The organism is Mesorhizobium sp. B2-4-13, assembly GCF_006658535.1.
GTDB lineage: Bacteria > Pseudomonadota > Alphaproteobacteria > Rhizobiales > Rhizobiaceae > Mesorhizobium > Mesorhizobium australicum.
The window spans coordinates 698,091-723,805 of sequence record NZ_VFVB01000001.1; the positions used below are offsets into that span (position 1 = coordinate 698,091).

Below are 25,715 nucleotides of genomic sequence, written 5' to 3' on the forward strand. Positions count from 1 at the left end.
GGCTCACAAGCCCAGGGCTCGCAAGGCGCGCGGCGACGCGCTATGCAAGTGTTCGCGACACAGCGTGGAGGCGCGGTGCCGCAATGAGCTTTGGGGGATGGCATGAAGATAACGGTGCTTGGTGCCGGCGTCGTCGGTACGGCGGCAGCCTACTATCTGGCCGCAGACGGCCACGAGATCACCGTCATCGAGCGTCATGCGGCGCCGGCGCGAGGCACCAGCCAGTCGAATGCCGGGCTGGTGTCTCCAGGTGACGCCACCGCCTGGGCCTCGCCCGCGGCACTCAAGACGTTCCTGCGCGGGCTCTACAATCATGATCTCGGCATCAAGGTGCGGCTGCGCTTCGATCCCTATTTCCTCGCCTGGAGCCTGCGCTTCCTTCGCCAGTGCACGGTGGCCCGCCTGCGGGCCAACAGCCAGGTCAAGCTGCGGCTGGCGCTCTATTCGCGCGACTGCATCAACGCCATATCCGCCGGTACCGGCATCCACTATGACGAGCGCAAGAAGGGCATCCTCTACTTCTTCCGCTCGCAGCACAGTCTCGACACCGGCACCGACAATTACCGCTATCTGGCCGAGCATGGCCTGCCCATCGAGATCGTCGGCCGCGACCGGCTGGTCGAGCTTGAACCAGGTCTTGCCGGGGTGAAGGAAAAGATCGCCGGCGGTGTCTACTCGCCGATCGACCAGACCGGTGATTCCCGGCAGTTCGTGGAAAACCTCTCTGCCTATGCCGCCGAAAAGCTTGGCGTGAGATTCCTTTATGGGACGACGGTCGAGGGCCTCGACATCGAAGGCGACCGGGTGCGCGCCGTGATGACCTCGTCCGGACCGATCGCCGGCGATGCGGTGGTCATATCGATGGGGCCGGAGAGCGGCCTGCTCGGCCGGCGCTACGGCATCGACCTGCCGGTCTATCCGGTGAAGGGCTATACCGCGACGATTCCGCTGGAGGATGAGAGCAAAGGCCCGACCATGGGCGGCGCCGACGAGGATCAGCTGATGGCCTATTCGCGCCTCGGCAATCGATTGCGGTTGGCTTCGACCGCCGAATTCACCGGCTTCGACCGCACCCACAAACCCAGCGACTTCGCCACCATGTTCAGAACCGGCAAGGACCTGTTCCCCGGTGCTTTCGACGAGAGGAAGGCCGAGCTATGGGCAGGTTTGCGGCCGATGATGCCGAACTCGGTGCCGGTCATCGGCCAGGCGAAATACCGCAACCTTTACCTCGACACCGGCCACGGCCATGTCGGCTGGACCATGGCGTGCGGCTCGGGAAAATTTCTCGCCGACCTCATCGCCGGCCGCAAGCCGGAGATCGACCCGCAAGGCCTGGTCTACAGGGGATAGGATGTCGGGACCGCAAGTCGCCATCGACCTTGGCCGCATCGAGCGCAACGCCCGCACCGTTGTGGACCGCTGCGCGCTTTCGGGCATCAAGGTTTTCGGCGTCACCAAGGGCACTTGCGGCATGCCGCAGGTGGCGCGCGCCATGCTGCGCGGCGGCGTCTCCGGGATCGCCGAGTCGCGTTTCGAAAACATCCGCCGGCTGCGCGACAGCGGTATCAGCGCGCCGATCATGCTGTTGCGCAGCCCGCCGATGGCGCGCGTCGAGGAGGTGGTGCGCACCGTCGACGTCAGCCTGCAGTCGGAGCTGACGATCATCCGCGAGATCTCGCGCACCGCCGAGCGTATGGGCCGCGTCCACGACATCATGCTGATGATCGATCTCGGCGACCTCCGCGAAGGCATCTGGCCGAACGACCTCATCCCCACCGTCGAGCGGATTCTCGACATGAAGGGCGTGCGCATCGCCGGCATCGGCACCAATCTCGGTTGCTTCGGCGCCATCATGCCGACGGAGGAAAATCTCGGCCAGCTCGTCGCTCATGCCTACAAGACCGAACGCCTGTCCGGGAAAAGCCTGGACTTCATCTCCGGCGGCGCGTCGTCGTCGCTGCCGCTGCTGCTTGAAGGCAAATTGCCGGCCGGCATCAACAATTTGCGCATCGGCGAGGCGATCCTGCAGGGCGGTGTCGAGACCTTCCGCGATGTCCCATGGGCGGAACTCGAACCCGATGCCTGCCGGCTGACCAGCGACGTCATCGAGGTCAAGCTCAAGCCGTCGCGGCCGATCGGCACCTCCGGCTACGACGCCTTCGGCAACCAGCCGGTCTTTCCCGACGAAGGCGACAGGCTGCGCGCCATCGCCAATATCGGCCGCGAGGACGTACTGGTCGAGGGACTGACGCCGATCGCCAAGGGGATAAGGGTGCTCGGCGCCTCCAGTGACCATCTGCTGCTCGATGTGCAGGATGCCGAGCCGCCGATCGCCGTTGGTGACCGCGTCGCCTTCCGCATGAGCTACGGCGCCATGCTTCTGGCGATGACCTCGGAATATGTCGAAAAAGCACCGATGCACGATGTCGCGGATTTCTCCGGCCGCAAGATGGTGTCGATCTCGGCCGAAGCGGAAGCGGCTCGCATCCTCGCGCGCGAAGCAACCGGCGCCCGGCTGGAGGCGATGAATTTCGACGTCGTCGAACTGGCCGATGTCGATCGACCGCCCTCGGGCCTGATCCGGTTCGCCGCCGGCGCCGATCGTCGCATCGCGCACAAGGCGCTGACCGCAACGGCCCGCGCGACCCACTCCTTCGGCCTGATCTGGATCGATTCCATCGCCGCGCTGATGCCGGAGGACGAAGATGGCATCGACCTGCCGGAGGCGTCGGTACTGGCGCGCTCGCTTGGCCTCGACCACAAGGCCGGCGCGCTGCAGCCGCAGCTGTCGCCGGAAAACGTCGTCATCATCGGGCTGCGCCATGCCGACCCGGCGGAAGTGCGGGTGCTGAAGGATTCGCGCGTCTCGGCCTTCACGATGACCGATATCGACGCCATGGGCATGCGCGACCTGATGCACGAGGCAATCCGTATCGCCACCTCGGGCACGCAAGGGTTTCATGTCAGCTATTCGCCCACGGCGACCGAATTCGCCGGCTGGGCGGCTGGCTCCGGCGGCCTCACCGTGCGCGAGACGCATCAGGCGATGGAGGCGATAGCGCTTTCCGGCGGGTTGCTGTCGATGGATGTCTCCGGCCTGAGTACCGATCTGGAGCCCAGGATCGGTAGCGACACGGTCAACTTCGTCATGTCGGCCTTCGGTAAGCGAATTCTCTGATCAGCCAATAGCCTCGACGGCTGCTCGCCACGCGCTGATATATTCCGCCCAGGCCGGATCGGCCGGCGGCTCCAGTGTTTGACCTTTGCCATGCGCCGCGCGCTGGTCCGATGCAAGCAGGGCGGCCCCGATGCTGGTGCCGGTAGCGGCTTCCGATGCGATGAGGGCGCGGCCAGTGCTCGCGGCGAGCATCCGCGTGAACAATTGATTGCGCGCGAAAGGCCCCTCGACGGTCGTCGGGCCATCGCCGCCGACGAGGTCGAGGCAGGTCGCCGTCATCAGCGCCAGGTAGAAGGAGATGGCGGCAAAGCGTTGGCCGGGAGGGATCGCCTCGCCCTTGCGCCATGCGGCGGTGTGATGCGGAAACGGCCCCGAGCCTTGCTGGATCGAAGGCAAAAGCAATGTCTTGCGCGCCAGCACCGCGGTGACATCGCTGTCGCTCCAGCTCTGCGCCGAGCCCTCGGTCAGCAGCGAGAATTCGCGGCCACCCATGAACCGCGCCGAGGGCACGGGGTCGCCGAGCGCATTGACATTGACCAGCGTATCCCTTGCCGGATCGAGCGCCACCGTCTTGCCGCCGACCGCCATCGACACCACCCAGGTGCCGGTCGAGACCACGCAGAAGGGCGGCGCATCTGACAGGAGGTGGGGCAGCAGCGAGGCGTTGGAATCGTGCAGGCCGCAAAAGACCGGGGTTTGTGGATCGAGCCCGGTCCGCTCCGCAAGCGCGGGCAGGATCGAGCCAAGCCGGTCCCTGGCCGGCCGCACCGGCGCCATCAGCTCGCGCCAGCCCAGGCGATCGACCAGCGCCGAAAAATCCCCCGTCCAGGGGTTCCACAAATCGGTGTGGCAGCCGAGCGAGGTGACCTCGTTGGCGGCCACGCCGGTCAGGCGCAGCGCCCAGTATTGCGGGTACATCAGCATCGCGGCGGCCCTGGCGAACTCCGTCGGGAAACTTTGCTGCTGCCAGAAGAATTGCGCGCCGAGATTGAGGCCGAGCGGCAGGCGCGGCGTGCCGGTCTCGGAGAAGGGCGGGCGGATCGCGTCATAGTCGGACGCCAGTTCATCGGGCCCATCGTATTCATAATCGAGGACAGGCAGCACCAGCTCGCCCGTGGCATCGACCAGCACGCCGGTCGCGCCATGCGTGGTGATCGAAACTGCGTCGATGCGCTGTTCGCGATTGAGGTCGGCAAGACTGTCGAGGATGAACGCCCACAGCGCGTCGACATCGTGATGCGGGTAGGGCGCTTGTCGCACCGGCGCGTTCGCCACCCGGCGCAGCTTCACCTCGCTCAATGTGGCGAGATCGACCAGCGCCACCTTGGCGTTGGTCTTGCCGATGTCGATGACGGCGATATGGCGGACCGCGCTCATTCCATATGGAACATCATTTCCAGCGGCACCGCCACCGGCTCGTTATCCGGTTTCGTCTCCATGATGTCGGCCATTTCAGCCCACCAGCGCTGCATCACCGGATGCTTCGGCAGATCGTCCATGCCGTGGCCATCGCGCCGCCACAGCACGCCGAACAGGATGTTCGTCTCCTCGTCGAGATGGATGGAGTAGTCGGAGACGCCGGCCTGCTTCAGCAACGCGACCAGCGACGGCCAGATTTCATCGTGGCGCTTTTTGTACTCGGCCTTCATGCCGGGTTTGAGCATCATCTTGAATGCGTATTTCTCGGGCATCAGGCCAGGCGTCCCCCGCGCAGCCGCCGCCAGACGATCGGCAGCGCTATGACGGTGATCAGCAGCAGGCCGATGAAGATCGACATGACGATGCCGGGCACGTTGAGCAGGCCGAGCCCGAAGGTCACCAGCCCCATGATCAGGGCGGCAAGCACCACGCCGACGATGCTGCCGGCGCCGCCGAGGATGCTGACGCCGCCGAGCACCACCATGGTGATGACCTCCAGCTCATAGCCCTGCGCGATCGACGGACGCGTCGAGCCGAGCCGCGACGTGATCAGCACGGAGGCGATGCCCGACATCAGGCCGGTCAGGCAAAACAGGATGAATTTTATGCGGCCGACGCGCACGCCGGAAAACTGCGCCGCGACCGGATTGTTGCCGATCGCGAAGACCCGGCGGCCGAAACTCGTGCGGTGCAGCAGGAACCAGTAGACCACCGCGGCGATGAGGAAGAGCACCAGTTCGAACGACACCACCCACCAGACATAACCCTGGCCGAAGAAGGCGAAGCTTTCGGGATAGCCCTTGTAGGCCTGGTCGCCGAGAGTGATGAAGGCGATGCCGCGAAACAGGCTCATCGTGCCGATGGTGACGACGATGGAAGGCAAGCCGAGGCGCGTGACCAGCAGTCCGTTGAAGGCGCCGCAGCCGAGCCCGACGACGATGCCGATCAGGACAAGCACTGGCGTGCCGGCGCCGGCCTGCACCGCCATGCCCATCATGGTCGAGGCGAGCGCGATGATGGCGGCCACCGACAGGTCGATCTCGCCGGAAATAATCAGTAGCGCCATGGCGAACGCGATCAGGCCCTTCTCTGTGAAATTGAAGGTGAGATCGGACAGCGAATACGGATCGAGGAAATAGGGTGAGGCGAAACTGTTGATGGCAAAGATGGCGATGGCCACCAAGACCAGCAGCGCTTCCCAGGAAAAGATCGCCGAAGAGAGCGGCTTGTCGAGCCGGTCGGGAATGTGGCGAGGGGCAAAGACGTCGGTCATGTCACCGCTTCCACCTTCTTGAGAATGATGCGGCCCTGCTGGCGTTCGCCGCGCGCGTTGAGCACGACCGCCAGGATGATGGCGCTGCCCGAAATAGCCATCTGCCAGAAGGGCGAGATGTTGATGACCGGCAAAGCGTTGGAGATGATGCCGAGGAACAGCGCGCCGAGCACGGCGCCGCCGACCGAGCCGATGCCGCCGGCGATCGAGATGCCGCCGATGACGCAGGCGGCGATGATGTTCAACTCGTAGCCGTTGGCGACCTCGACCGAGGCGATCACATAGCGCGAGATCCAGAGATAACCGCAGAGGCCACCGATCATGCCGGAGATGCAGAAGACGATGAATTCGGTCCGCCCGACATCGATGCCGGTATAGACGGACGCCGTCGGATTGACGCCGATGGCATAGATCGAGCGGCCGAGCGCGGTGCGCGTCATCAGCACGAAGAACAGCGCGATCACCAGGATGGCGATCCAGGACAGAACCGGAATGCCGAGGAAAGCAGCGCGCTGGAAGCCGATGAAATCCGGACTCATCCTGTCGGCATTGACCCAGGCGCCGCCGGACAGGACGAAAGTGGCGCCGCGATAGATGGTGAGCGTGCCCAGCGTCACCACGATCGAGGGGATGTTCAGACGCCACACCAAAAGGCCGTTGATGGCGCCGAGCACCAGCCCGACTGCGAGCGCGATGACGATCAGCAGCGGGATCGGGATCGCCGGGTGCGCGGCGTTCAGCATCGCCACCACCATTCCGGTGAAACAGAGGTTCGACGCCATCGACAGGTCGATCGAGCGCGTCAGGATGACGACCATCTGGCCGAGCGCCAGGATCATCAGGATCGAGGTGTCGTTGAACACCTGGCGCAGATTGCCGGGGTCGGCAAAGGCGGGGAAGCGCGTCGAGATCAGCCCGATCAAGGCGACGATGGCCGCGAGCAGCCAGATTTCGCGGTATTTGAGGAAAGCTTTCATGCCGCGATCCCTGCTGCTGTCCTGACCAGCGTCTCGGCATCCAGTCCCTTGTTGTCGTAGACCGCCGCGACAAGGCCCTCGCGCATGACGACGACGCGATCGGACATGCCGAGAATTTCAGGCAGTTCGGACGACACCATGATTACCGACAAGCCCTGCGCCACCAGTTCGGCCATGAAGCCGTGCACGGCGGCCTTGGAGCCGATATCGATGCCCTTGGTCGGCTCGTCCAGGATGATCACCTTGGGCGCGGTCGCCAGCCATTTGGCGATGACCACCTTCTGCTGGTTGCCGCCCGATAGCGTGCCGACATCCTGGCTCAGCGAGGAGGCCCTGAGGTCGAGCCGTTCCGTGTAGGAACGGGCCAGCGAAAACTCCTCCGCCAGCCGCAGCATGCCTGATTTGGAGGTGCGGGCGAGCGATGGCAGCGAAACATTCTGGAAGATCGGCAGGCCGATAACCACGCCCTGCTTGCCGCGTTCTTCCGGGACGTAGACGATGCCGGCCTCGATCGAATCCGCGGCCGATTTCGGCGCGATCGCCTTGCCATCCAGCGTGATCGTGCCGGCGCTTATGCGGGTAATGCCTGAAATCGCCTGCATCACCTCGCTGCGCCCGGCGCCGACCAGGCCATAGAAGCCAAGAATCTCGCCCTTGTGCAGTTCGAAGCCGATATCCCTGAACTCGGTCGGATGCGACAGGCCGGAAACGGAAAGCACCGGCGCGCCGATCTCGGCCTTGCGCTGCGGAAAGATGTGGTCGACCGAACGGCCGACCATCATGCGCACGATCTGGCTCTGGCCGGCATCCCTGATCAGGCCTTCGCCGACCATCTCGCCGTCGCGGAACACCGTGTAGCGATCGGCAATGCGATAGATCTCGTCGAACTTGTGGCTGATGAACAGGATCGCCTTGCCCTGCTCCCTGAGGAATTCGATCAAAAGGAAAAGCTCCTCGATCTCCTTCATCGAAAGGGCTGCGGTCGGCTCGTCCATGATGACGATCTGGGAGTCGATCGACATGGCGCGCGCGACGGCGACGAGATGCTTGTTGGCGATGCCGAGATCCCTGAGCCGCGCATCGGCATCGATATGGCCGGCATGCATGGTGTCGAGCACTTCGCGCGCATTCTTGCGCATCGTGCGCCAGTCGATGGTGCCGAAGCGCGTGCGCGGCGCATGGCCGAGGAAGATGTTTTCGGCGACGCTGAGATCGTCGAACAGCACGGTTTCCTGATGGATGGCGGTGACGCCGTGGCCGAAGGCGGCGTGCGCGCTGGGCAGCGCGACGGCCTGGCCGTCGATGCTGATCGTGCCCGCATCGGGCTGGTAGATGCCGGTCATGATCTTGACCAGCGTCGACTTGCCGGCGCCATTCTCGCCGATCAGCGCGGTCACCTGGCCGGGATAGAGCGACAGGCTGACATTGTGCAGGGCACGGACACCGGGGAAGCTCTTGGAGATGCCGGACAGTGCCAGGCGCGGAGCGGAGGCCGGAAGCCGCTCGTCAGTCTCGCTGTGTCGGGCCGTCGTGTCCATATCCGTATCAAGCCCTGAAACTAGGTCCGTTTGAAGTCGCGGCGGGATGTGAGTCCCGCCGCGCCAGCTTGAAAGCTCCGAGATCAATAGATCTTGGAGAACTTCTCGATGTTGCTCTTGTCGAACTGGAAGGGCGGAGCCATCGCGGCCGAGTTGGTGTCGTCGAGCGTCACCTTGCCGACGCGGCCGATCGACAGCGTCGCACCCGGCTTGGCCTCTTCCTTCTTCACCGCCAGGTCGTGGGCGAGGTAAACGGCGGAGTAGCCGAGGTCGATCGGGTTCCACAGCGCAACCGCCTGGCTGGCGCCGTTGTCGATGAACTTCTTGAACTCCGACGGCAGCGCAAGGCCGGTGACATTGACCTTGCCGATCAGGTTCTCGTCGGTGACGACCTGGGCGGCGGCGACGACGCCGACGGTGGTCGGCGCGATGATCGCCTTGAGGTTCGGATAGGACTTCAACAGGCCCTTGGCCTCGTCCGTGCTCTTGGCCGAATCGTCATCGCCATAGACGGTGGCGACCAGCTTGATCTTGGGGAACTTCTCCGGCAGCACCTTCTTGGCAGCTTCGATCCAGGAATTCTGGTTGGTCGCGGTCGAGGAAGCCGACAGGATGGCGACATCGCCGCCTTCCGGCAGATAGTCGGCGGCGAGCTTGATGATGGTCTCGCCGATCAGGCTGGTGTCGGACGGATTGAGGTGAAGCTGGCGGCCTTCCTTGGCGACGCCCGAATCCCAGGAGATGACGGTGATGCCGCGTTCCATCGCCTTCTTCAGCACCGGCACCAGCGCGTCGGCGTCATTGGCCGAAATCGCGATGGCGTTGACCTTCTGCGCGATCAGCGAATTGACCACTTCGATCTGCGCCTCGGCGGTCGCCTTGGTCGGGCCGGTGTAGATGATGTCGACGTCGCCGAGTTCCTTGGCCGCCTCTTGCGCGCCCTTGTTGGCGGCATCGAAGAAGCCGTTGCCGAGGGACTTCACCACCAGCGCGATCTTGACGTTTTCCGCGTAGGCGGCATTCACGAACATGGCGGCCGAGAAGGCCGCCGTCACCATCAATTTCTTCAAGAAGCTCATCGAATTTCCTCCCTTGAGCGTTGCATTCCATCGCCGCTGCGGGCGTGAGGTGTCTCAGGCCTGCAGTGAAGATTCTTCTTTTGTCGACTTGCGGGCGACGATCAACGTCACCCCCGCGGCTTCCAGCATCTTTGCCTCGCGGTCCTCGATGCCGTCGTCGGTGATGACGGTGGCAATGCGCGAAAGACCGCACAGGATCAGGCTGGAGCGTTTGCGGAATTTCGAGGAATCGACCAGCACCACCAACTCGTCGGCCTGGTCGATCAGCTTCTGCTCCGCCTGGATCAGCAGTGGATCGCCTTCCATCAGGCCGAGAGGCCCCAGTCCCTGAGCGCCCATGAACATGCGGCGTGCGTAGAAATTGCGCGTCACGTCATTGTCGAAGGGCGACAGGATGATGTTCTGCTCGCGATAGATGGTGCCGCCCGACAGCATGACCGTGTTCTTGGAGTGCTTGAGCAGGTGCTCGGCGATCGGGAACGAATTGGTGAAGATCGGCATGCGGAAGCCGGTCAGGAAATGCACCATCTGGAAGGTGGTGGTACCGCCATTGATGATGATCGGCTCGCCGTCCTTGCACAACTCGACCGCTTCACGAGCGATCGCCCGCTTCTGCGCCGCGTTGAGGGTTTCGTTGACGGAAAAGGGGCGGCCGGCCAGCCCGATGAACTGCGGCGGCGAGATCGCCTCGGCACCACCGCGTACACGGCGCAGGCGCTTTTGGACATGGAGAGCCGCGATGTCGCGCCGGATCGTCGCCTCGGACGATTCCGTCAGGTCGACCATTTCCTGCACCGTCACCACAGGTTTTTCCTGGACGGCGGACAGAATGATCCTGTGGCGCTCTTTTTCGTGCATGGTTCCTCCCTGCCTGAGCATCTAGGCACCCAAACCGAGCAGTGTCAATCATTTCCGATCATATAATTTCATTGTGCAGTGCAATATGATTGATATTGATCGTTTGTGATTGACAAGCTCGCCTCTTGCGTAGACATTCCCGAGCGAAAAAGGAGCGCATGGTGCGCGCTCCAAAGGGAGGATTACTATGCTCGACAAGCGCTCCGGCTCGCGCCTCGCCAATCTGTGGGACGACGCGAAGGCGAAGGGGATGAGCGAGCCCGAGCTGCTGGTCTACCGCTCGAACACGCTCGGCTCCGACAAGCGCGTCACCAATTATGGCGGCGGCAACACCTCCTCGAAGATATGGCAGAAGGATCCGCTCACCGGCCAGGATGTGGAAGTGCTGTGGGTGAAGGGGTCGGGCGGCGACAGCGCCTCGATCAAGCTTGATGGCTTCGCAACGCTCTACATGGACAAGCTGCGGGCGCTGAAGGGGCTTTATCGCGGCGTCGAGCACGAGGACGAGATGGTGGGCTATCTTCCCCACTGCACCTTCAACCTCAATCCGCGCGCGGCCTCGATCGACACGCCGCTGCACGCCTATGTGCCGAAGCCTTTTGTCGACCACATGCATCCCGATGCCATCATCGCCATCGCCGCCGCCAAGGATTCCAGGGTGCTGACGAACGAGATATTCGGCGATGCCATTGGCTGGCTGCCGTGGAAGCGGCCGGGCTTCGAACTCGGCCTGTGGCTGGAGAAATTCTGCATCGAACACCCCACCGCCAAGGGCGTCATCCTCGAAAGCCACGGCCTGTTCACCTGGGGCGATACGCCGAAGGAGTGCTACGAAACGACGATTTCGGTGATCAACCAGGCGATAGAGTGGTTCGAGCGCCGCTCCGAAGGCGTGGCGATCTTCGGTGGGGAGGTGGTGAAGTCGCTCGATGCCGCTGCCCGCCGAGCGATTGCCGCCAAGCTGATGCCCAGGATTCGCGGCCTGATCTCGGAAAAGAGCCACAAGCTTGGCCACTTCGATGACTCGCCCGCCGTGCTCGAATTCGTCAACTCCAGGGATTTGCGCCCACTGGCCGCACTCGGCACCTCGTGCCCGGACCACTTCCTGCGCACCAAGATCCGTCCGCTGGTGATCGAATTCGATCCCGCAAGGCCGGATGTCGACGCCGTCATCGCGCGCCTCGCCGACGACATTGCCGAATATCGTGTCGGCTACCAAGCCTACTACGACAGCTGCAAGCATGCGGACTCGCCTGCTATCCGCGACCCCAACGCGGTGGTCTATCTGATGCCCGGCGTCGGCATGTTCACCTTCGCCGGCGACAGGGCGACAGCGCGCATCTCGGGCGAATTCTACGTCAACGCCATCAACGTCATGCGCGGTGCGTCGACCGTCTCGTCCTATGTCGGCCTGCCGGCGCAGGAGGCCTTTGACATCGAGTATTGGCTGCTCGAGGATTTGAAGCTGCAGCGCATGCCGAAGCCGAAGTCTCTCGCCGGCCAGATCGCACTGGTCACCGGCGGCGCCGGCGGCATCGGCCGCGCCACGGCCAACCGCCTGCTGCGCGAAGGCGCCTGCGTCGTGCTGGCCGATATCGACGAGGCGGCACTCGCTGGCGCCAACGAGGAACTGGCAAAAGCCTATGGCAGGGATTTCGTCCGCCCAGTTCTCATCAACGTCACCTCGGAGGACCAGGTCGTCGCCGGCTTCGCCGAGACGGCCGTCGAGTTCGGCGGCATCGACATTCTGGTCTCGAATGCCGGCTTGGCATCGTCGGCGCCGATCGAGGAGACGACCCTGGCGCTGTGGAACAAGAACATGGACATCCTGTCCACAGGCTATTTCCTGGTCTCCAGAGAAGCATTCCGGCTGTTCCGGGTACAGAAGATCGGCGGCAACGTCGTCTTTGTCGCCTCCAAGAATGGCCTGGCGGCATCGCCCAACGCCGCCGCCTACTGCACCGCCAAGGCCGCCGAAATTCATCTCGCCCGCTGCCTGGCGCTGGAGGGCGCGGAAGCCCAGATCAGGGTCAATGTCGTCAACCCGGATGCGGTGCTGCGCGGCTCGAAGATATGGACCGGCGAGTGGAAGGAACAGCGTGCCGCCGCCTACAAGATGTCGACCGACGATCTGGAAGAGCACTACCGCTCGCGTTCGATGCTGAAGCGCTCCGTCTTCCCGGAAGACATCGCCGAGGCGATCTATTTCCTCGCCTCCGACATGTCGGCCAAGTCGACAGGCAACATCATCAACGTCGACGCCGGCAACGCACAGAGCTTTACGCGGTAGCCGCTCGCCGGCGCTCACGCTGGCCCCTTCTCTCCCGTCGCTATACGGGGAGAAGTTTCCGGCAGGCGGATGAGGGGCGCCGCCGACCGAATGCATTCTGGGAGGAACAGCAGTGTCAGAATCCATCATTTCCGCCGACATCGTCGCCAGCAGTAACGCCGCGCGCAAGATTGACCTCGATCGTGACTATGCCTCGCTCGGCGAGCGCCTCGACCGACGCGGCATCGCCATCGACTCTATCCGCGACAAGGTGGAAAAGTTCGCGGTCGCGATCCCGTCCTGGGGCGTCGGCACCGGCGGCACCCGCTTCGCCCGCTTTCCCGGCGCCGGTGAGCCGCGCGACATCTTCGACAAGATCGAGGATTGCGCTGTCATCCAGCAGTTGACGCAGGCGACGCCGACCGTGTCGCTGCACATTCCTTGGGACAAGGCCGATCCGAACCGGCTGAAGCAGGCGGCCTCCCGCTTCGGGCTTGGCTTCGATGCGATGAACTCCAACACCTTTTCCGACGCGAAGGACCAGACGCTTTCCTACAAATTCGGTTCGCTGTCGCATGCCGACGCCGACACGCGTCGTCAGGCGGTCGAGCACAATCTCGAATGCATCGAGATCGGCAAGACGCTTGGGTCGAAGGCGCTGACGGTGTGGATCGGCGACGGCTCCAACTTCCCCGGCCAGGTCAATTTCGCCAAGGCGTTCGAGCGCTATCTCGATGCCATGAAGGAGATCTATGCCGGGCTGCCGGACGACTGGAAGCTGTTCACCGAACACAAGATGTATGAACCTGCCTTTTACTCCACCGTCGTGCAGGACTGGGGCACCAACTACATCATATCAAGGGAGCTCGGCGACAAGGCCTTCTGCCTGGTCGACCTCGGCCATCATGCGCCCAACGTCAACATCGAGATGATCGTCTCACGGCTGATTCAGTTCAAAAAACTCGGCGGCTTCCACTTCAACGATTCGAAATATGGCGACGACGACCTCGATGCCGGGTCGATTGACCCCTATCGGCTGTTCCTGGTTTTCAACGAATTGGTCGATGCCGAGCTGTCAGGCCCCGAGGGGTTCGACCCCGCCCATATGCTCGACCAGAGCCACAATGTCACCGATCCGATCGAAAGCCTGATGCTGTCGGCGGTCGAGGTGCAGCGCGCCTATGCGCAGGCGCTGCTGGTCGACCGAAAGGCGCTTGAGGGGTTCCAGGACGGCAATGACGCTCTGATGGCGACGCAGACGCTGAAGGCGGCCTACCGAACCGATGTCGAGCCGATCCTTGCCATGGCACGGCTGAAGACAGGTGGCGCCATCGATCCGGTCGCCGCATACCGGGCGGCGGGCTATCGCGCCAAAGTCGCGGCGGAGCGGCCAGCCGTCGCAGGTGGTTCCGGCGGGATCGTTTGAGGTAGAGCCGATCTTCCCCTTTGCGGGGGAGATGTCCGGCAGGACAGAGGGGACGCTGTCGCGCCGACGTCCGAAAGTTGGCGGTCCTTCACGCCTCCTCTGCCCTGCATCTCCACCACAAGCGAGCAGTCACCAACCCGTGAATGTCTTCATTGAAGATGGACTCGATCGCTCCAAGTAGCTCTTCTAGGCAAGCATCACTTGGAGAACCCGCCATGCATCTCACCCGTAGGACATTGATCGCCCTCGGTCTTTCCATCGCCTTCACCTTTTCGCCATCGGCTTTCGCCGCGTCGCCAGCACCGGCCAAGGGCGAGAACGGCATGGTCGTCACGGCCCAGCATCTGGCTTCCGAAGTCGGCGTCGAGGCGTTGAAAAAGGGCGGCAATGCCGTCGATGCGGCTGTCGCCGTCGGCTATGCCTTGGCCGTCGTCTATCCCAATGCCGGCAATATCGGCGGCGGTGGCTTCATGACCATCCGCTTCAAGGACGGCAAATCGACCTTCCTTGATTTCCGCGAGCGGGCGCCGCTTGCCGCGACCAAGACCATGTATCTCGACAAGGACGGCAACCCGGTGAAGGGCGCTAGCCTGGACGGCTATCTCGCGGTCGGCGTACCAGGCTCGGTGGCTGGTTTCGAGATGGCGCGCCAGAAATATGGCACCTTGTCCAGGCAGGACCTGATGGCGCCGGCGATCGCCTATGCCAGAGATGGGTTCGTCCTCAACCAGGGCGATGCGGCTTCGTTCGCCGGCAGCGCCGAAAGGTTGGCGAAGGACCCAGCGGCGGCGGCGGCCTTCCTCAAAACCGATGGCAAGCCCTATGGCGTCGGCGAGAAGCTGGTTCAGCCCGACCTTGCCGCGTCGCTCTCGGCCATTTCCGAGAGAGGTCCCGATGCCTTTTACAAGGGCGCCATCGCCGACGCCATCGTCAAGGCGAGCGGCGCCAAGGGCGGTATCCTGGCCAAGGGCGATTTCGAACAATACGCGGTGCGCGAGTTGAAGCCCGTCACCTGCTCCTATCGCGGCTACGAGATCATCTCTTCGCCGCCGCCGAGCTCAGGCGGCGTCATCATCTGCGAAATCCTCAACGTGCTGGAAGGCTATCCGCTGTCCTATCTCGGCGCCGGCTCGGCCGAGACCGTCCACGTCATGGTCGAGGCGATGCGCCACGCCTATGTCGACCGCAACTCCGCGCTCGGCGATCCCGATTTCGTCGACAATCCCGTCTCCAGGCTGCTGGACAAAGCCTATGCCAAGGACATCCGCGACAAGATCGATCCGTTCCGCGCCGGCGTGTCGCAGGATCTGATGCCGAAGGGCTTCGGCGAGTCGAAGGAGACGACGCATTATTCGATCATCGACAAGGACGGCAACGCGGTCGCGGTCACCTACACGCTCAACGGTTCGTTCGGTGCCGGCGTGGTCGCCGACGGCACCGGCATCCTGCTCAACAACGAGATGGACGACTTCACCCAGAAACCCGGCGTGCCCAACCTCTATGGCCTCGTCCAGGGCGAGGCCAATGCCATCCAGCCGAAGAAGACGCCGCTGTCCTCGATGAGCCCGACCGTGGTGGCCAAGGATGGCAAGCCGTTCATGGTCATCGGCAGCCCAGGCGGCTCGCGCATCATCACCATCACGCTGGAAGCCATCGTCAACGTGATCGACCACGGCATGAACATCCAGGAGGCGATCGACGCGCCGCGCATTCATCACCAATGGCTGCCCGATACCGTCTATGTCGAGCCGTTCGGCCTTTCGCCGGATACAGAAAGACTGCTGGCCGGGATGGGCTATCGCCTTGATCTCAGTGACCAGAGCTGGGGCCAGGCGGCGGGCATTCTCGTCGGCGGCAAGAGCCTGGCGGAAATCGAGAAGGGCGGCGGCGCGCGCTACAATGGCGCCATCGACAGCCGCGCGGCAGCCGGCGAAGCGCTCGGATATTGATAGGCCGCAAGACCGTTGCTTTCCGCATGAGGCCGGATTCCGCCTTTCGGGACCGGCCTCCGCCTCATGGCCCGGGAGCCGTCAGGTCACCAGCGTGATGGTCGACGCGATCAGCATCAAGGCGGCGATGCCGACGAACAGCGCATAGATGCGTGGCCGGTCGAGCAGCAGCGCGTTTCCCGATATCCAGGCCGACGTGGCACCGCCCAGCGCGAACAGGAACCCGTTGCGGTGGCCGAAAGTCATCGACGCGGCCATCAAGCCGCCGATGATCAGGGCGCCGAACACGATGATCACGGCGACCGCGTACTTCTCGAAGTCGTTATTGCCGATCCCTGGTCCGATCGCGTTCAAATTCGGCAGGTCGTCCGGATCGAAGGGGTTCGCCGACCCGTATTCGTCTTGACCCATGGATTCTCGCATCACTTGATCTCCGCTGACCGGCAACAAACCATCAACGCCTGCCGAGCGCAACCCGATCACGCTGTGGCGGATGCGCCCGGCACCGCCTCCGGCCCCTTTTCGGGGATAGTTTGCTGACGGATTTTAGGAGCTGTTGCCGGATCGCGTCACCTGCCTTCTTGGGGTTTGTCGCCGCCGGCCTCGTCTTAAAACTTGACTAAGAATATCCTGTTTAATAGTCAACTCGGATTGGTCGCCGGAGACCAGGCCCCGGGCAACAGGCAAGCCAAGTTGAATACAGATCATCAACCCCGGCCAGGAGAGGTCAATCGTCCGGGCGTCCGGATCACGCGTCGCCACGCGCTCGCGCTGTTCACTCTGCCGTTCACCGGCGTGGTGACGCCAGCCGCGGCCAGCCCGCCGCGCATCGTCTGCCTCGATGACGGGTTGGCGGAGACCCTGCTCATGCTCGGCATCACGCCGGTCGCTATCGCCGACCGTGAGGTCTGGGAAAGGTGGGTTGTGGAGCCGCCGCTGCCGCCCCTAGTCGCCGACATCGGCACGATCCTGGAGCCCAATCTCGAATTCCTGCAACAGCTTCGTCCCGACATCATCCTCTCCATCCCTTATCTCGACGGCATCAAGCCGCTGCTCGAGCGCGTGGCACCGGTGACGACGATCGGCATCTATACGCCGGGCGGTCAGCCCTATCAGCGCGCCATCGAGGCGACCCGGCAATTGGCCGGGCTTGTCGGCAAGGAAAGGGAAGGCGAGGCGCTGATAGCGGCGACGGAGGCGCATTTTTCGACCATCAAGCAGCAGCTGGAACCGCTTTCGGCGCGGCCGATCTATGTCGTCAGCTTCCTCGATCCGCGCAATGTGCGCGTCTATGGCGAAAAAAGCCTGTTTCAGGCGGTGTTCGACCGCATCGGCATCCGCAACGCCTGGGCCGGAGAGACTAATTACTGGGGATTTGCAACCGTCGGCATCGACGGGCTGGCAACGTCTGATGATGCGCGCCTTGCCTATCTCGAACCCTTGCCCGAAGGGGCGGGCGGAACGCTGACCGAGAGCCCGGTCTGGAATGCCATGCCGTTCGTGCGCAACGGCTCGATCATGCGCCTGCCTGCGGTGCTGATGTTCGGCACGCTGCCCTCGGCGAGCCGTTTTGCCCGCCTGCTGGCCGCGGCGCTGACGGCGGAGACCGCCCGTGGTTGAGCAGGAAGCGATCTTGCCCGACAATGCCGTCCTCGTCCGCGGTCGCGCCCCGTCGCCTCGCATACCAGGCGGATATCCCCTGGGCGCGATCCTGCTTTGCGTCGTGCTTCTCTGCGCGGCCGGCGCCGCGACCCTCTCCAACATGAGCGTGCAATTGTCGCCGGCACTCTGGCTGGGGGCGCTCGCAAGCCCCGATATCGAGGATATCAGGCAGGTGCTCGTCCACTACGCCTTCCTGCCCCGGCTCGCCGTCAGCCTTCTCTGCGGTGCGGCCCTCGGACTGGCCGGGACGGTGCTGCAGCAGGTTTTGCGCAATCCGCTCGCCTCGCCCGAAACCGTCGGTGTCTCGGCCGGCGCCTATCTGGCGCTGGCGCTGGCGACGCTTCTGGCGCCGCCGCTGCTTGCCTTCGGCCGCGAATGGGTGGCGCTTGCCGGCGCCTTCACTGCCCTTGCGGCGGTCCTGGCACTCTCCTGGCACAAGGGCCTGTCGCCGCTTTCGGTTGTGCTCGCCGGGCTGGTCGTCAGCCTTTATGCCGGCGCCATCGGTGCTGCGCTTGTGGTGCTTCGGCACGAATGGCTGGCCAGCCTGTTCCTCTGGGGCGCCGGTTCGCTCGGCCAGCAGGACTGGTCGGTGACCCGGTGGCTCTTGCCGCGCCTTGGTGGTGCCGCGCTGGCGATCGGCCTCATGGTGCGGCCGCTGACCCTGCTTGGCCTCGACGACGAAGGCGCGCGCAGCCTCGGCGTCCCGCTCGGTGCCTATCGCTTCGCCGGACTGGCGGCGGCGGTCGCCCTGATCGCCTTCGTCGTTGCCGCCGTCGGCGTCATCGGCTTCGTCGGCCTTGCCGCCGCCACGCTCGCGCGCATCGGCGGCGCCCGCCGGCTCGGCGAGCAACTGGTGATGGCGCCGCTTCTCGGCGCGGCACTGCTGTGGGCCGCGGACCAGGGAGTGCAGGTCGCGACCGGGCCACAGGGCGACCTGCTGCCGACCGGCGCGATGACGGCGCTTCTCGGCGCGCCTCTGCTTCTTTGGCTTCTGCCGCGCCTCGCGCTTGGCGCGGAAGCACCGGCACTCGCCGCCGAGCGCTTGCCCAGAACGAAAAGGCCCTGCCTTGTGCTGGCGGCGATCGGCGGCCTCCTGCTTTTGCTGCTCGTGCTGGCGCTGCTCTACGCGCCGGGCACCGATGGTTGGACATTCGCGTCCGGCGATCAGCTGCGGCCCTTGCTGGCCTGGCGGCTGCCTCGAGTGTCCGCGGCACTTGCCGCCGGCGCCATGCTGGCGCTGGCCGGGCTGATGATGCAGCGGCTGACCGGGAATCCGATGGCCAGCCCCGAAGTGCTCGGCATCAGCGCCGGTGCTGCGCTCGGCATGATGGGGGCGCTGTTCGCGCTCGCCGATGCCAGCCGCCCGGTACAGACCCTGGCCGCCACGATCGGCGCCTTCGCCGCCCTTCTGGTGACGCTGGCGATCGGCCGCCGTACCGCCTATGCGCCAGAGCGGCTGCTGCTTGCCGGTGTCGCCTTGACGGCCCTGTTCGACGCGCTGATCCTGGTGCTCACCGCCACGGGCGATCCGCGCGCCATGCTTTTGCTCAATTGGCTCACCGGCTCGACCTACGGCGTCGACGCCGGCTCGGCGCTTCTGACCTCGACGTTTGCCTTTTGCCTGTTCCTGCTCGCACCGTTCTTCCTGCGCTGGCTGGACATGCTGCCGCTCGGCTCCGCCGCGGTGCAAAGCCTCGGGGTCAACCTCAAGGCAACACGGCTGCTGGTGCTTTTGATGGTGGCAGCGCTCACCGCCGCCTCGACCCTGGTCGTCGGGCCGCTGACCTTCATCGGCCTTATGGCGCCGCACCTGGCGTGGCGCCTTGGCCTGTCGCGTGCGCTGCCGCAAGCGATCGGCGCGATGCTTGCCGGCGCGCTGATCATGGTCTGCGCCGACTGGATCGGCCGCACCGCCATCTTCCCGCGCCAGATTCCGGCCGGCCTCGTCGCGACGCTGATCGGCGGCCCCGTCCTGATGTGGCTCTTGCGCCGCCGCTGAGCCTTGTCCCGTGGAGATATCCAAGCCGATGGCGACGCCAGCCTTGATTGCCGACACCACCGTCCACGACTTCGTTGGCAAAAGCGGAGGCGATCCCTGGCGGGTCTTCATCCATGTGCCGTCGGGGCCAATGCCCGAGGCCGGCTGGCCGGTGCTCTACATGACCGACGGCAACGCCGTTATCGGCACGGCGGTCGACGCGATGCGCGCGCAGGCCCTCTATCCCGCCGGCACCAATGTCGGCTGGGGCGTCATCGTCGCCATCGGCTACCCCGTCGAGGGCGCCTATGACCCGCTGCGCCGCTCATGGGATCTGGGCCCCCCGCCGGGCAGGACCTATCCGCCCTTCCACGAGGGCACGCCGGAAGTCAGGACCGGCGGGGCGGGGGATTTTCTGGCCTTCATCGAAGCCGAGCTGAAGCCGTGGGTCGCCAGCCGGACCAGGATCGACGAGAGCCGCCAGGCACTTTACGGCCACTCTTTCGGAGGCCTGTTCGCGCTCTACGCCCTGTTTACCCGCCCGCTCTCATTCAGCACCTTCATTGCGGCCAGCCCTGCCATCTATTGGGAAGATCGCGTTATCGACCGCTTTCTCGAAAGGTTCGAAGCCGCTGTTCCCGGCCTGAAAGCCGACGTAATCCTGTCGGCCGGAGAGTATGAGACCGAAAAGCTGGCGCCGTTCCAGGTCGGCGCGGAAGACGAGGAAAAGCGCCTGGCGCAGAAAAAGCTCATCCTTACCGACGAATTCGCCAGGGCGATGGCGGAACGCCTCGACGCGCTCCCGGGCCTGCGGGCAAGCTTCGAACTCCATGCCGGCGAAAACCACATGTCGATCCTGCCGGTGACGGTCAACCGGGCGGTGCAGGCGGCGTTCGCGGTGCGGTAGAATTTCTATTCAGCGCGCAGGCGGCAGTTCGAACAGTTTTGCGCCGTTTTCCTGGCCGCGCTCGACATAGCCGATAATGCCGAACCACCTGGCGACGTCGGGCCCTTGGAGCCAACTGCGCGAGTGGATTGGAAGGTTGCCGGCAAGCGCCTGGATATGCCTGATATGCCGCTTGCAGAAACGGACGGTCGAGCCGCGGAAGAAATCCTCCCGCGCGGCGAACAGCGTATCGGCGGCATCGCTGTTTTCATGCCACGCGATGATCGCCACGGCCTTCTCGCCCTCGACAAGCGCGTGCGCGCGGCCTTCCTTCAAATTCATCATCAGATTGTCGTAGGCGATCTTGCTGTCCTTGCCGGCCGCCGCGTACTCGTCCGACATCCGCTTGGACAGGCCATGGAAGACATCCTCGAGATCCCCAAGCGTTGCTGCGCGTGCTCTCATTTCACCTCCTGCAGCCCCGGCAGGGAGTTTGCCCTAGGGTTGTGGGATCACCAAGCAAATTGAATCCTCCATAAGCCCGGCGAAGGCAAAGTCGTTCCGTCCATCGATCTTTGTGACAGGGCGGGCACCCGCACCAAGCCGACAGAAGGCTTCGGCCTCCCGGTTCTTTAAGACACGAGGGAACAAGAGCCTGTGGTTGCGGTTAACTGGATATGCCAGCCAAGATCCAAGAACCACGGCCGAAGCCCGGCCCGCAGCCACCCGTCCGTCGGCCGGACAAGGAAGCACCGTCAGAGCCTGAGCATGTCGATCCGCCACCACGAGACGTGCGAGAGGCGCCGGCACCAAATCCCGATGGCGACAAGAAAGCCTAAGCGACGCCACGCGAACGCGCCTGCAACAGGCGCATGCGATTGATAGCGATCAGGTGGTCACGCCATAAGCGCTTGGATTTTCAAAATGATGGTGCCCAGAGGCGGATTCGAACCACCGACACGCGGATTTTCAGTCCGCTGCTCTACCAACTGAGCTATCTGGGCCTGTTCCGGCTAACGAAAACTCGCGCTCCGGATTTCATGAAGGCACCGTGGGCGCCCCTTGAAAGCGCGTGGGTTATAGCATGGGAATCCGGCCTGTCCAGCGCCCAGATGTGGATTTCCCGCAGGAAAAGAAATGTCGCCCGATGGGCCGGTTTCCATGCCGTGCGCCCGCCTATCTGGCGCTTGGCAGCCCCTTGCGGAAGTCGGATGGGGTCATGCCGGCCAGCTTGCGGAAGGATTTGTTAAAGGCGCTGAGCGAGCCGAAGCCCGAGTCCATGGCGACCCGCAGCACATTGGCGTCCTGATGCATCAGAAGCGCCTGCGCGTAGCTCAGCCGCAACAGGTTGACATATTCGTTGAGCGTCATGCCGGTTGATTTCTTGAAGAGGCTCATGGCGTATTTGGGGTGGATATCGGCGGCGGCCGCTATGTTCATGCAATCGATGTCGTAGAGGAAATTTTCGGCGATGAAATCGCACATGCGCCCGACATTGCGTGAGGACTGCTGGTCGAAGGGGCTGCCCGCCTCCTGCCCGGCGGCGTTTTCCGGCACCAGCCGATAGGGCTCGAACCGCACCCGCTCCAGCCGCAGCAGGAGTTCGTTGACGGCATGCTCGGTCTTGGCCGGGTCGCCCGAACGGGCGTAGCGGTTCCAGCGGGCGAAATTGTCATTGTCGGATTGATCGGTGGCGCTGGTCACCAGCGTCGCGCCCGTCATCAGCCGGTGGCGTATATCCGCCGGCAGGTGCAGCCGGAAGAAATGCACCAGCGGCAGGTGCGCGCCGGCATAGACGGCGTCGTCGCTCAAATCGTCCATCTGGTGCGGCAGGCCGCCCCAGAACAGGCACATCTCGCCGGCCGAGAGCGAGATTTCGTGCTCGTTCATGCGGTAGTGGACGGAGCCGCGGACGATGAAATTCACCTCGACCTGGGCATGCCAATGCGGCTTCAGCATCACCAGCGGATTGGTGTGGAACATCTGCAACAGCAGCGGCAGGCCTTCCACACTGCTGGCACCAGGCTGGTAAAACGGCCGTTCGGGCATCTTACTTTCCGCCAATTTCGTATTCCCTTTGTCCGGGACAGGCCTTTGCCGGTGCCTAGTCTAGCCAGGCTCGCAGAGAGAGCAAATGAAATGGGAGGATTTCAATGCGCATCACACTGTCCTGCGCCGCGCTCGCGCTTGCCTTGGGCTCAGCCCCGGCCTTCGCGCAATCCGGCGAAATCACCATCTGGAGCTGGAACATCGCCGCCTCGTCGCTGAAGGCAACGGTTGCCGGTTTCAACAAGGTCCATCCCGACATCAAGGTCACGGTCCAGGATCTCGGCAACCAGCCGACCTATGACAAGTCGATCGCCGGGTGCGCGGCCGGCGGCGTCGGCCTGCCCGATATCGTGACCATCGAGAACGGCGAGGCCGAGAATTACTGGAGCCAGTTCCCCGACTGTTTCGTCGACCTGCACACGTTGGGCTACACGGCGGAAGACCAGAAGAAATTCCCCGATTTCAAGCGTACCGAACTCGAAGTCGGCGACAAGGCCTATGCCATGCCGTGGGATTCCGGCCCGGTCGCCGCCTTCTATCGCCGCGACTTCTATGAAAAGGCTGGCGTCGATCCGGCATCGATCAAGACCTGGGACGATTTCATCGCCGCCGGCAAGAAGATCCAGGCCGCCAATCCAGGGGTCTCGATGACCAATGCCGATTTCAACGGCGACAGTGAATTCTTCCGCATGATCTCCAACGAACAGGGCTGCGCCTATTTCGCCGAGGACGGCCAGTCGATCACGGTCAACCAGCCCAAATGCGTCGACGCCATGACCAAAGTCAAGGAGATGAAGGACGCGGGCATCGTCTCGTCGGCCGACTGGGGCACCAAGATCACCAACAACACCGCCGGAACCGTCGCCACCCAGGTCTATGGCGGCTGGTACGAAGGCACCATCCGCACCGAATCGGCCGGCGAAAACGGCAAATGGGGCGTCTACCTGATGCCGAGCCTGACCGCGGACGGGCCGCACGCCGCCAATCTCGGCGGTTCGTCGCTCGCCATCACCTCGGCGTCTAAGAACAAGGAAGCGGCCTACGAGTATTTGAAATACACGCTCGGCACCAATGAAGGCCAGATCACCATGCTGAAGGAGTTCGGCCTCGTCCCATCGCTGGTCTCGGCCCTGAACGACCCTTATGTCAGCCAGGGCCAGCCCTACTGGGGCGGCCAGGCGGTGTGGAAGGATATTCTGGGCACCTTGCCCAAGGTCGTTCCGAGCCGCGGTACGCAGTTCCAGAGCGATGCCGAGATCATCGTGCGCGCCGTGCAGACCAAATACCTCGCTGGCGGATATCCCGACGCCAAGGCGGCACTCGACGATGCCGCCAGCCAGATCGCCTCGGCGACTGGGCTGCCTGTCAAGTCCTGAACTCCCAGGACGGGGTCCGGGACGGCAGCTATGTCGTCCTGGACCCGCCGCTTGCACGCTTGCTTTCAACACCAGGGATGAAGGAGGACAAAAGATGCGCGCCCGCAATGCCACGGCCTATCGCTTCCTTACGCCCTATCTCCTGATCTTCGCCATCTTCTGGGTGTGGCCGATCATCTCCTCGTTCCTGATCTCGTTCCAGGCGACGCGCACCGTGCCGTGGCGCTTCGCGCCCGGTTTCAACTGGGGCCGGCTAGTCGGCGACCCCGCCTTCTTCAACGCGCTGAAGAACACGCTGCTCATCCTCGTCATTCAGGTTCCGGTGATGATCGCGCTGGCCATGGTGATGGCGGTGCTTCTGAATTCGCCGCTGCTCAAGGCGCGCGGCCTCTACCGCTTCGCCTTCTTCGCCCCGGTGGTGGTCGGCGAGGTCGCTTATTCGGCGGTGTTCCGGCTGATGTTCAGCCTCGATTTCGGGATCGTCAACAAGCTGCTGAACAGCATCGGCCTGCCCAAGGTCGACTGGTTTTCCAATGTCACGCCGGCCATGGCTCTGATCATGATCGCGGTCACCTGGCGCTGGGCCGGCTACAACGCCATCATCCTGCTGGCCGGCATGCAGTCCATTCCCGAGGATGTCTACGAGGCAGCGACGCTCGACCGGGTGAGCAAGCTCAAGCAATTCTTCTACATCACCCTGCCGCTGTTGAAGCCGGTCATCGTCTTCTGCGCGGTGCTGTCGATCATCGGCACCATGCAATTGTTCACCGAGCCGTTCCTGATCACCGAGCGCGGCGGGCCGGGCGGCGGCACCGAGACGCTCGGTCTGCTGCTTTACCGCCAGGGCTTCCGCTCGCTCAATTTCGGCTATGCCTCTGCCGTCGCCTACACCATGGCCGGGCTGGCGATCGCCATCACACTGGTGCAGCTATGGCTGACGAGGGAACCGAAATGAGCTCGCTCTCATCGGCAAGACTGAAACGAAGCATCGCACTGCACCTGTTCCTGACGCCGCTGGCGCTGATCTGGTTGTTTCCGCTGTGGATGATGGTGGTGTTCTCGACCATGCCCGACAATGGCATATTCAGCCCGGGCATCGAACTGTTGCCGCGCGGCAATTTCATCGACAATTTCAACAATTTGCAGCGCGACACAGACTTCGTCGGCGCCATCGTCATCTCCGTTTGCGTGGCGGTGACCTACACCGTCTTGTCGGTGCTGTTGACCTCGATGGCCGGCTGGGCGCTGGCCCGCTACCAGTTCTTCGGCAAAAGCGTGGTCGTGGCCATCATCCTGGGCACCATCACGCTGCCCTATGCGGTGGTGCTGATCCCGCAATTCATCATGGTGGCGCGCGACTTCAAGCTTGCCAACACCTGGGTGGCGCTGATCGTGCCGCCGCTGTTCAATTCGCTGGGCGTGCTGTTCATGCGCCAGAGTTTTTCGATGATGCCGGACGATCTGTTCGATGCGGCCCGCGTCGAGGGCGTCAAGGAGTGGCGGATCTTCGTCTTCATCGCCTTGCCGCTGGCGCGGCCGATGCTGGCGGCGCTCTGCATCATCCTGTTCCTCGCTTCCTGGAATAATTATCTGTGGCCACTTCTGATCAACAGCCAGCCGGGTTCGATGACAGCACCCGTGGCGCTTGGCACGCTGATCGGCCTGACCAAAGTGTCGTGGGGCGGCATCATGGCGGGCGCGGTCATGCTGACCGTGCCGATGCTCATCGTCTTCGTGCTCCTGCAGCGTCATTTCATCGCCGGCATCGCCGCCGGCGCGGTCAAGTAAGGAGCAG

The 25,715-nt window shown here is 63.7% G+C and carries 21 protein-coding genes and 1 tRNA gene; 11 read left to right on the forward strand and 11 right to left on the reverse strand.

Annotated features, from left to right (window positions below; genetic code table 11):
• Positions 1-102 precede the first annotated feature (102 nt).
• Positions 103-1,353, forward strand: coding sequence for a D-amino acid dehydrogenase (locus FJ936_RS03370; RefSeq protein ID WP_141906089.1), 1,251 nt, complete (start codon positions 103-105; stop codon positions 1,351-1,353).
• Between the two features lies 1 nt (position 1,354).
• Positions 1,355-3,181, forward strand: a complete 1,827-nt coding sequence (locus tag FJ936_RS03375; RefSeq protein WP_141906090.1) for an alanine racemase — start codon at positions 1,355-1,357, stop codon at positions 3,179-3,181.
• Here the strand turns inward: FJ936_RS03375 and FJ936_RS03380 are convergent, their stop codons facing one another.
• The 7 genes from FJ936_RS03380 to FJ936_RS03410 form a co-directional block, all read right to left on the reverse strand.
• Positions 3,182-4,558, reverse strand: a complete 1,377-nt coding sequence (locus FJ936_RS03380; protein ID WP_141906091.1) for an FGGY-family carbohydrate kinase — start codon at positions 4,556-4,558, stop codon at positions 3,182-3,184.
• On the reverse strand, positions 4,555-4,872 hold the full coding sequence (rhaM, locus tag FJ936_RS03385; protein WP_140614720.1) for an L-rhamnose mutarotase: 318 nt from the start codon (positions 4,870-4,872) through the stop codon (positions 4,555-4,557). Before rhaM ends, FJ936_RS03380 begins: the two co-directional genes overlap by 4 nt.
• Positions 4,872-5,873 carry an ABC transporter permease gene (locus tag FJ936_RS03390; protein ID WP_140614719.1) on the reverse strand — a complete coding sequence of 334 codons (1,002 nt, stop codon included), beginning with the start codon at positions 5,871-5,873 and terminating at the stop codon, positions 4,872-4,874. Before FJ936_RS03390 ends, rhaM begins: the two co-directional genes overlap by 1 nt.
• Positions 5,870-6,850 (reverse strand): ABC transporter permease, encoded by a 981-nt coding sequence (locus FJ936_RS03395; RefSeq protein WP_141906092.1) that lies wholly within the window; start codon positions 6,848-6,850, stop codon positions 5,870-5,872. The genes FJ936_RS03390 and FJ936_RS03395 overlap by 4 nt, the downstream gene beginning before the upstream one ends.
• On the reverse strand, positions 6,847-8,388 hold the full coding sequence (locus FJ936_RS03400; RefSeq protein WP_141906093.1) for a sugar ABC transporter ATP-binding protein: 1,542 nt from the start codon (positions 8,386-8,388) through the stop codon (positions 6,847-6,849). The genes FJ936_RS03395 and FJ936_RS03400 overlap by 4 nt, the downstream gene beginning before the upstream one ends.
• A gap of 83 nt (positions 8,389-8,471) precedes the next feature.
• Complete coding sequence (rhaS, locus tag FJ936_RS03405; protein ID WP_141906094.1) at positions 8,472-9,467, reverse strand: rhamnose ABC transporter substrate-binding protein; 996 nt, start codon at positions 9,465-9,467, stop codon at positions 8,472-8,474.
• Positions 9,468-9,521: 54 nt separating this feature from the next.
• Complete coding sequence (locus FJ936_RS03410; protein WP_140713945.1) at positions 9,522-10,325, reverse strand: DeoR/GlpR family DNA-binding transcription regulator; 804 nt, start codon at positions 10,323-10,325, stop codon at positions 9,522-9,524.
• Between the two features lie 187 nt (positions 10,326-10,512).
• On the opposite strand from FJ936_RS03410, the gene FJ936_RS03415 reads away from it, so the two are divergent.
• From FJ936_RS03415 to ggt, 3 genes are all read left to right on the forward strand, one after another.
• The gene (locus FJ936_RS03415) at positions 10,513-12,615 is read left to right on the forward strand and encodes a bifunctional rhamnulose-1-phosphate aldolase/short-chain dehydrogenase (protein ID WP_141906095.1); all 2,103 of its coding nucleotides are present in this window, start codon (positions 10,513-10,515) and stop codon (positions 12,613-12,615) included.
• 112 nt (positions 12,616-12,727) lie between these two features.
• The gene (rhaI, locus tag FJ936_RS03420) at positions 12,728-14,020 is read left to right on the forward strand and encodes an L-rhamnose catabolism isomerase (protein WP_140787216.1); all 1,293 of its coding nucleotides are present in this window, start codon (positions 12,728-12,730) and stop codon (positions 14,018-14,020) included.
• Between the two features lie 215 nt (positions 14,021-14,235).
• A complete protein-coding gene (ggt, locus tag FJ936_RS03425) occupies positions 14,236-15,969 on the forward strand; it encodes a gamma-glutamyltransferase (RefSeq protein WP_140787218.1) in 1,734 nt (577 codons plus the stop codon).
• Between the two features lie 81 nt (positions 15,970-16,050).
• Here ggt and FJ936_RS03430 read toward each other — a convergent pair whose 3' ends face one another.
• Positions 16,051-16,392 carry a hypothetical protein gene (locus tag FJ936_RS03430; protein ID WP_015319229.1) on the reverse strand — a complete coding sequence of 114 codons (342 nt, stop codon included), beginning with the start codon at positions 16,390-16,392 and terminating at the stop codon, positions 16,051-16,053.
• Positions 16,393-16,662: 270 nt separating this feature from the next.
• Between FJ936_RS03430 and FJ936_RS03435 the strand changes: the two genes are divergently transcribed.
• From FJ936_RS03435 to FJ936_RS03445, 3 genes are read left to right on the forward strand one after another with little or no spacing between them, the layout of a single operon-like run.
• Positions 16,663-17,589 carry an ABC transporter substrate-binding protein gene (locus tag FJ936_RS03435; protein ID WP_246680397.1) on the forward strand — a complete coding sequence of 309 codons (927 nt, stop codon included), beginning with the start codon at positions 16,663-16,665 and terminating at the stop codon, positions 17,587-17,589.
• Positions 17,582-19,630 carry a Fe(3+)-hydroxamate ABC transporter permease FhuB gene (gene fhuB / locus FJ936_RS03440; protein ID WP_140787220.1) on the forward strand — a complete coding sequence of 683 codons (2,049 nt, stop codon included), beginning with the start codon at positions 17,582-17,584 and terminating at the stop codon, positions 19,628-19,630. Before FJ936_RS03435 ends, fhuB begins: the two co-directional genes overlap by 8 nt.
• 28 nt (positions 19,631-19,658) lie before the next feature.
• Positions 19,659-20,516 carry an alpha/beta hydrolase-fold protein gene (locus FJ936_RS03445; RefSeq protein ID WP_141906096.1) on the forward strand — a complete coding sequence of 286 codons (858 nt, stop codon included), beginning with the start codon at positions 19,659-19,661 and terminating at the stop codon, positions 20,514-20,516.
• Positions 20,517-20,525: 9 nt separating this feature from the next.
• Here FJ936_RS03445 and FJ936_RS03450 read toward each other — a convergent pair whose 3' ends face one another.
• The 3 genes from FJ936_RS03450 to FJ936_RS03460 all read right to left on the reverse strand — a co-directional run bounded on the left by FJ936_RS03450 (position 20,526) and on the right by FJ936_RS03460 (position 22,544).
• On the reverse strand, positions 20,526-20,960 hold the full coding sequence (locus FJ936_RS03450) for a hypothetical protein (RefSeq protein WP_015319225.1): 435 nt from the start codon (positions 20,958-20,960) through the stop codon (positions 20,526-20,528).
• A 463-nt stretch (positions 20,961-21,423) separates the two neighbouring features.
• Positions 21,424-21,499 (reverse strand) — tRNA-Phe (locus FJ936_RS03455).
• A gap of 172 nt (positions 21,500-21,671) precedes the next feature.
• Entirely contained in the window at positions 21,672-22,544 is an 873-nt protein-coding gene (locus FJ936_RS03460) for a helix-turn-helix domain-containing protein (protein WP_140614694.1), read from the reverse strand.
• A gap of 104 nt (positions 22,545-22,648) precedes the next feature.
• Between FJ936_RS03460 and FJ936_RS03465 the strand changes: the two genes are divergently transcribed.
• From FJ936_RS03465 to FJ936_RS03475, 3 genes are all read left to right on the forward strand, one after another.
• Positions 22,649-23,920 carry an ABC transporter substrate-binding protein gene (locus tag FJ936_RS03465; protein ID WP_140660714.1) on the forward strand — a complete coding sequence of 424 codons (1,272 nt, stop codon included), beginning with the start codon at positions 22,649-22,651 and terminating at the stop codon, positions 23,918-23,920.
• A 94-nt stretch (positions 23,921-24,014) separates the two neighbouring features.
• Positions 24,015-24,875, forward strand: coding sequence for a sugar ABC transporter permease (locus FJ936_RS03470; protein ID WP_015316252.1), 861 nt, complete (start codon positions 24,015-24,017; stop codon positions 24,873-24,875).
• Positions 24,872-25,708 (forward strand): carbohydrate ABC transporter permease, encoded by an 837-nt coding sequence (locus FJ936_RS03475; protein ID WP_140660715.1) that lies wholly within the window; start codon positions 24,872-24,874, stop codon positions 25,706-25,708. The genes FJ936_RS03470 and FJ936_RS03475 overlap by 4 nt, the downstream gene beginning before the upstream one ends.
• Positions 25,709-25,715: the final 7 nt, after the last annotated feature.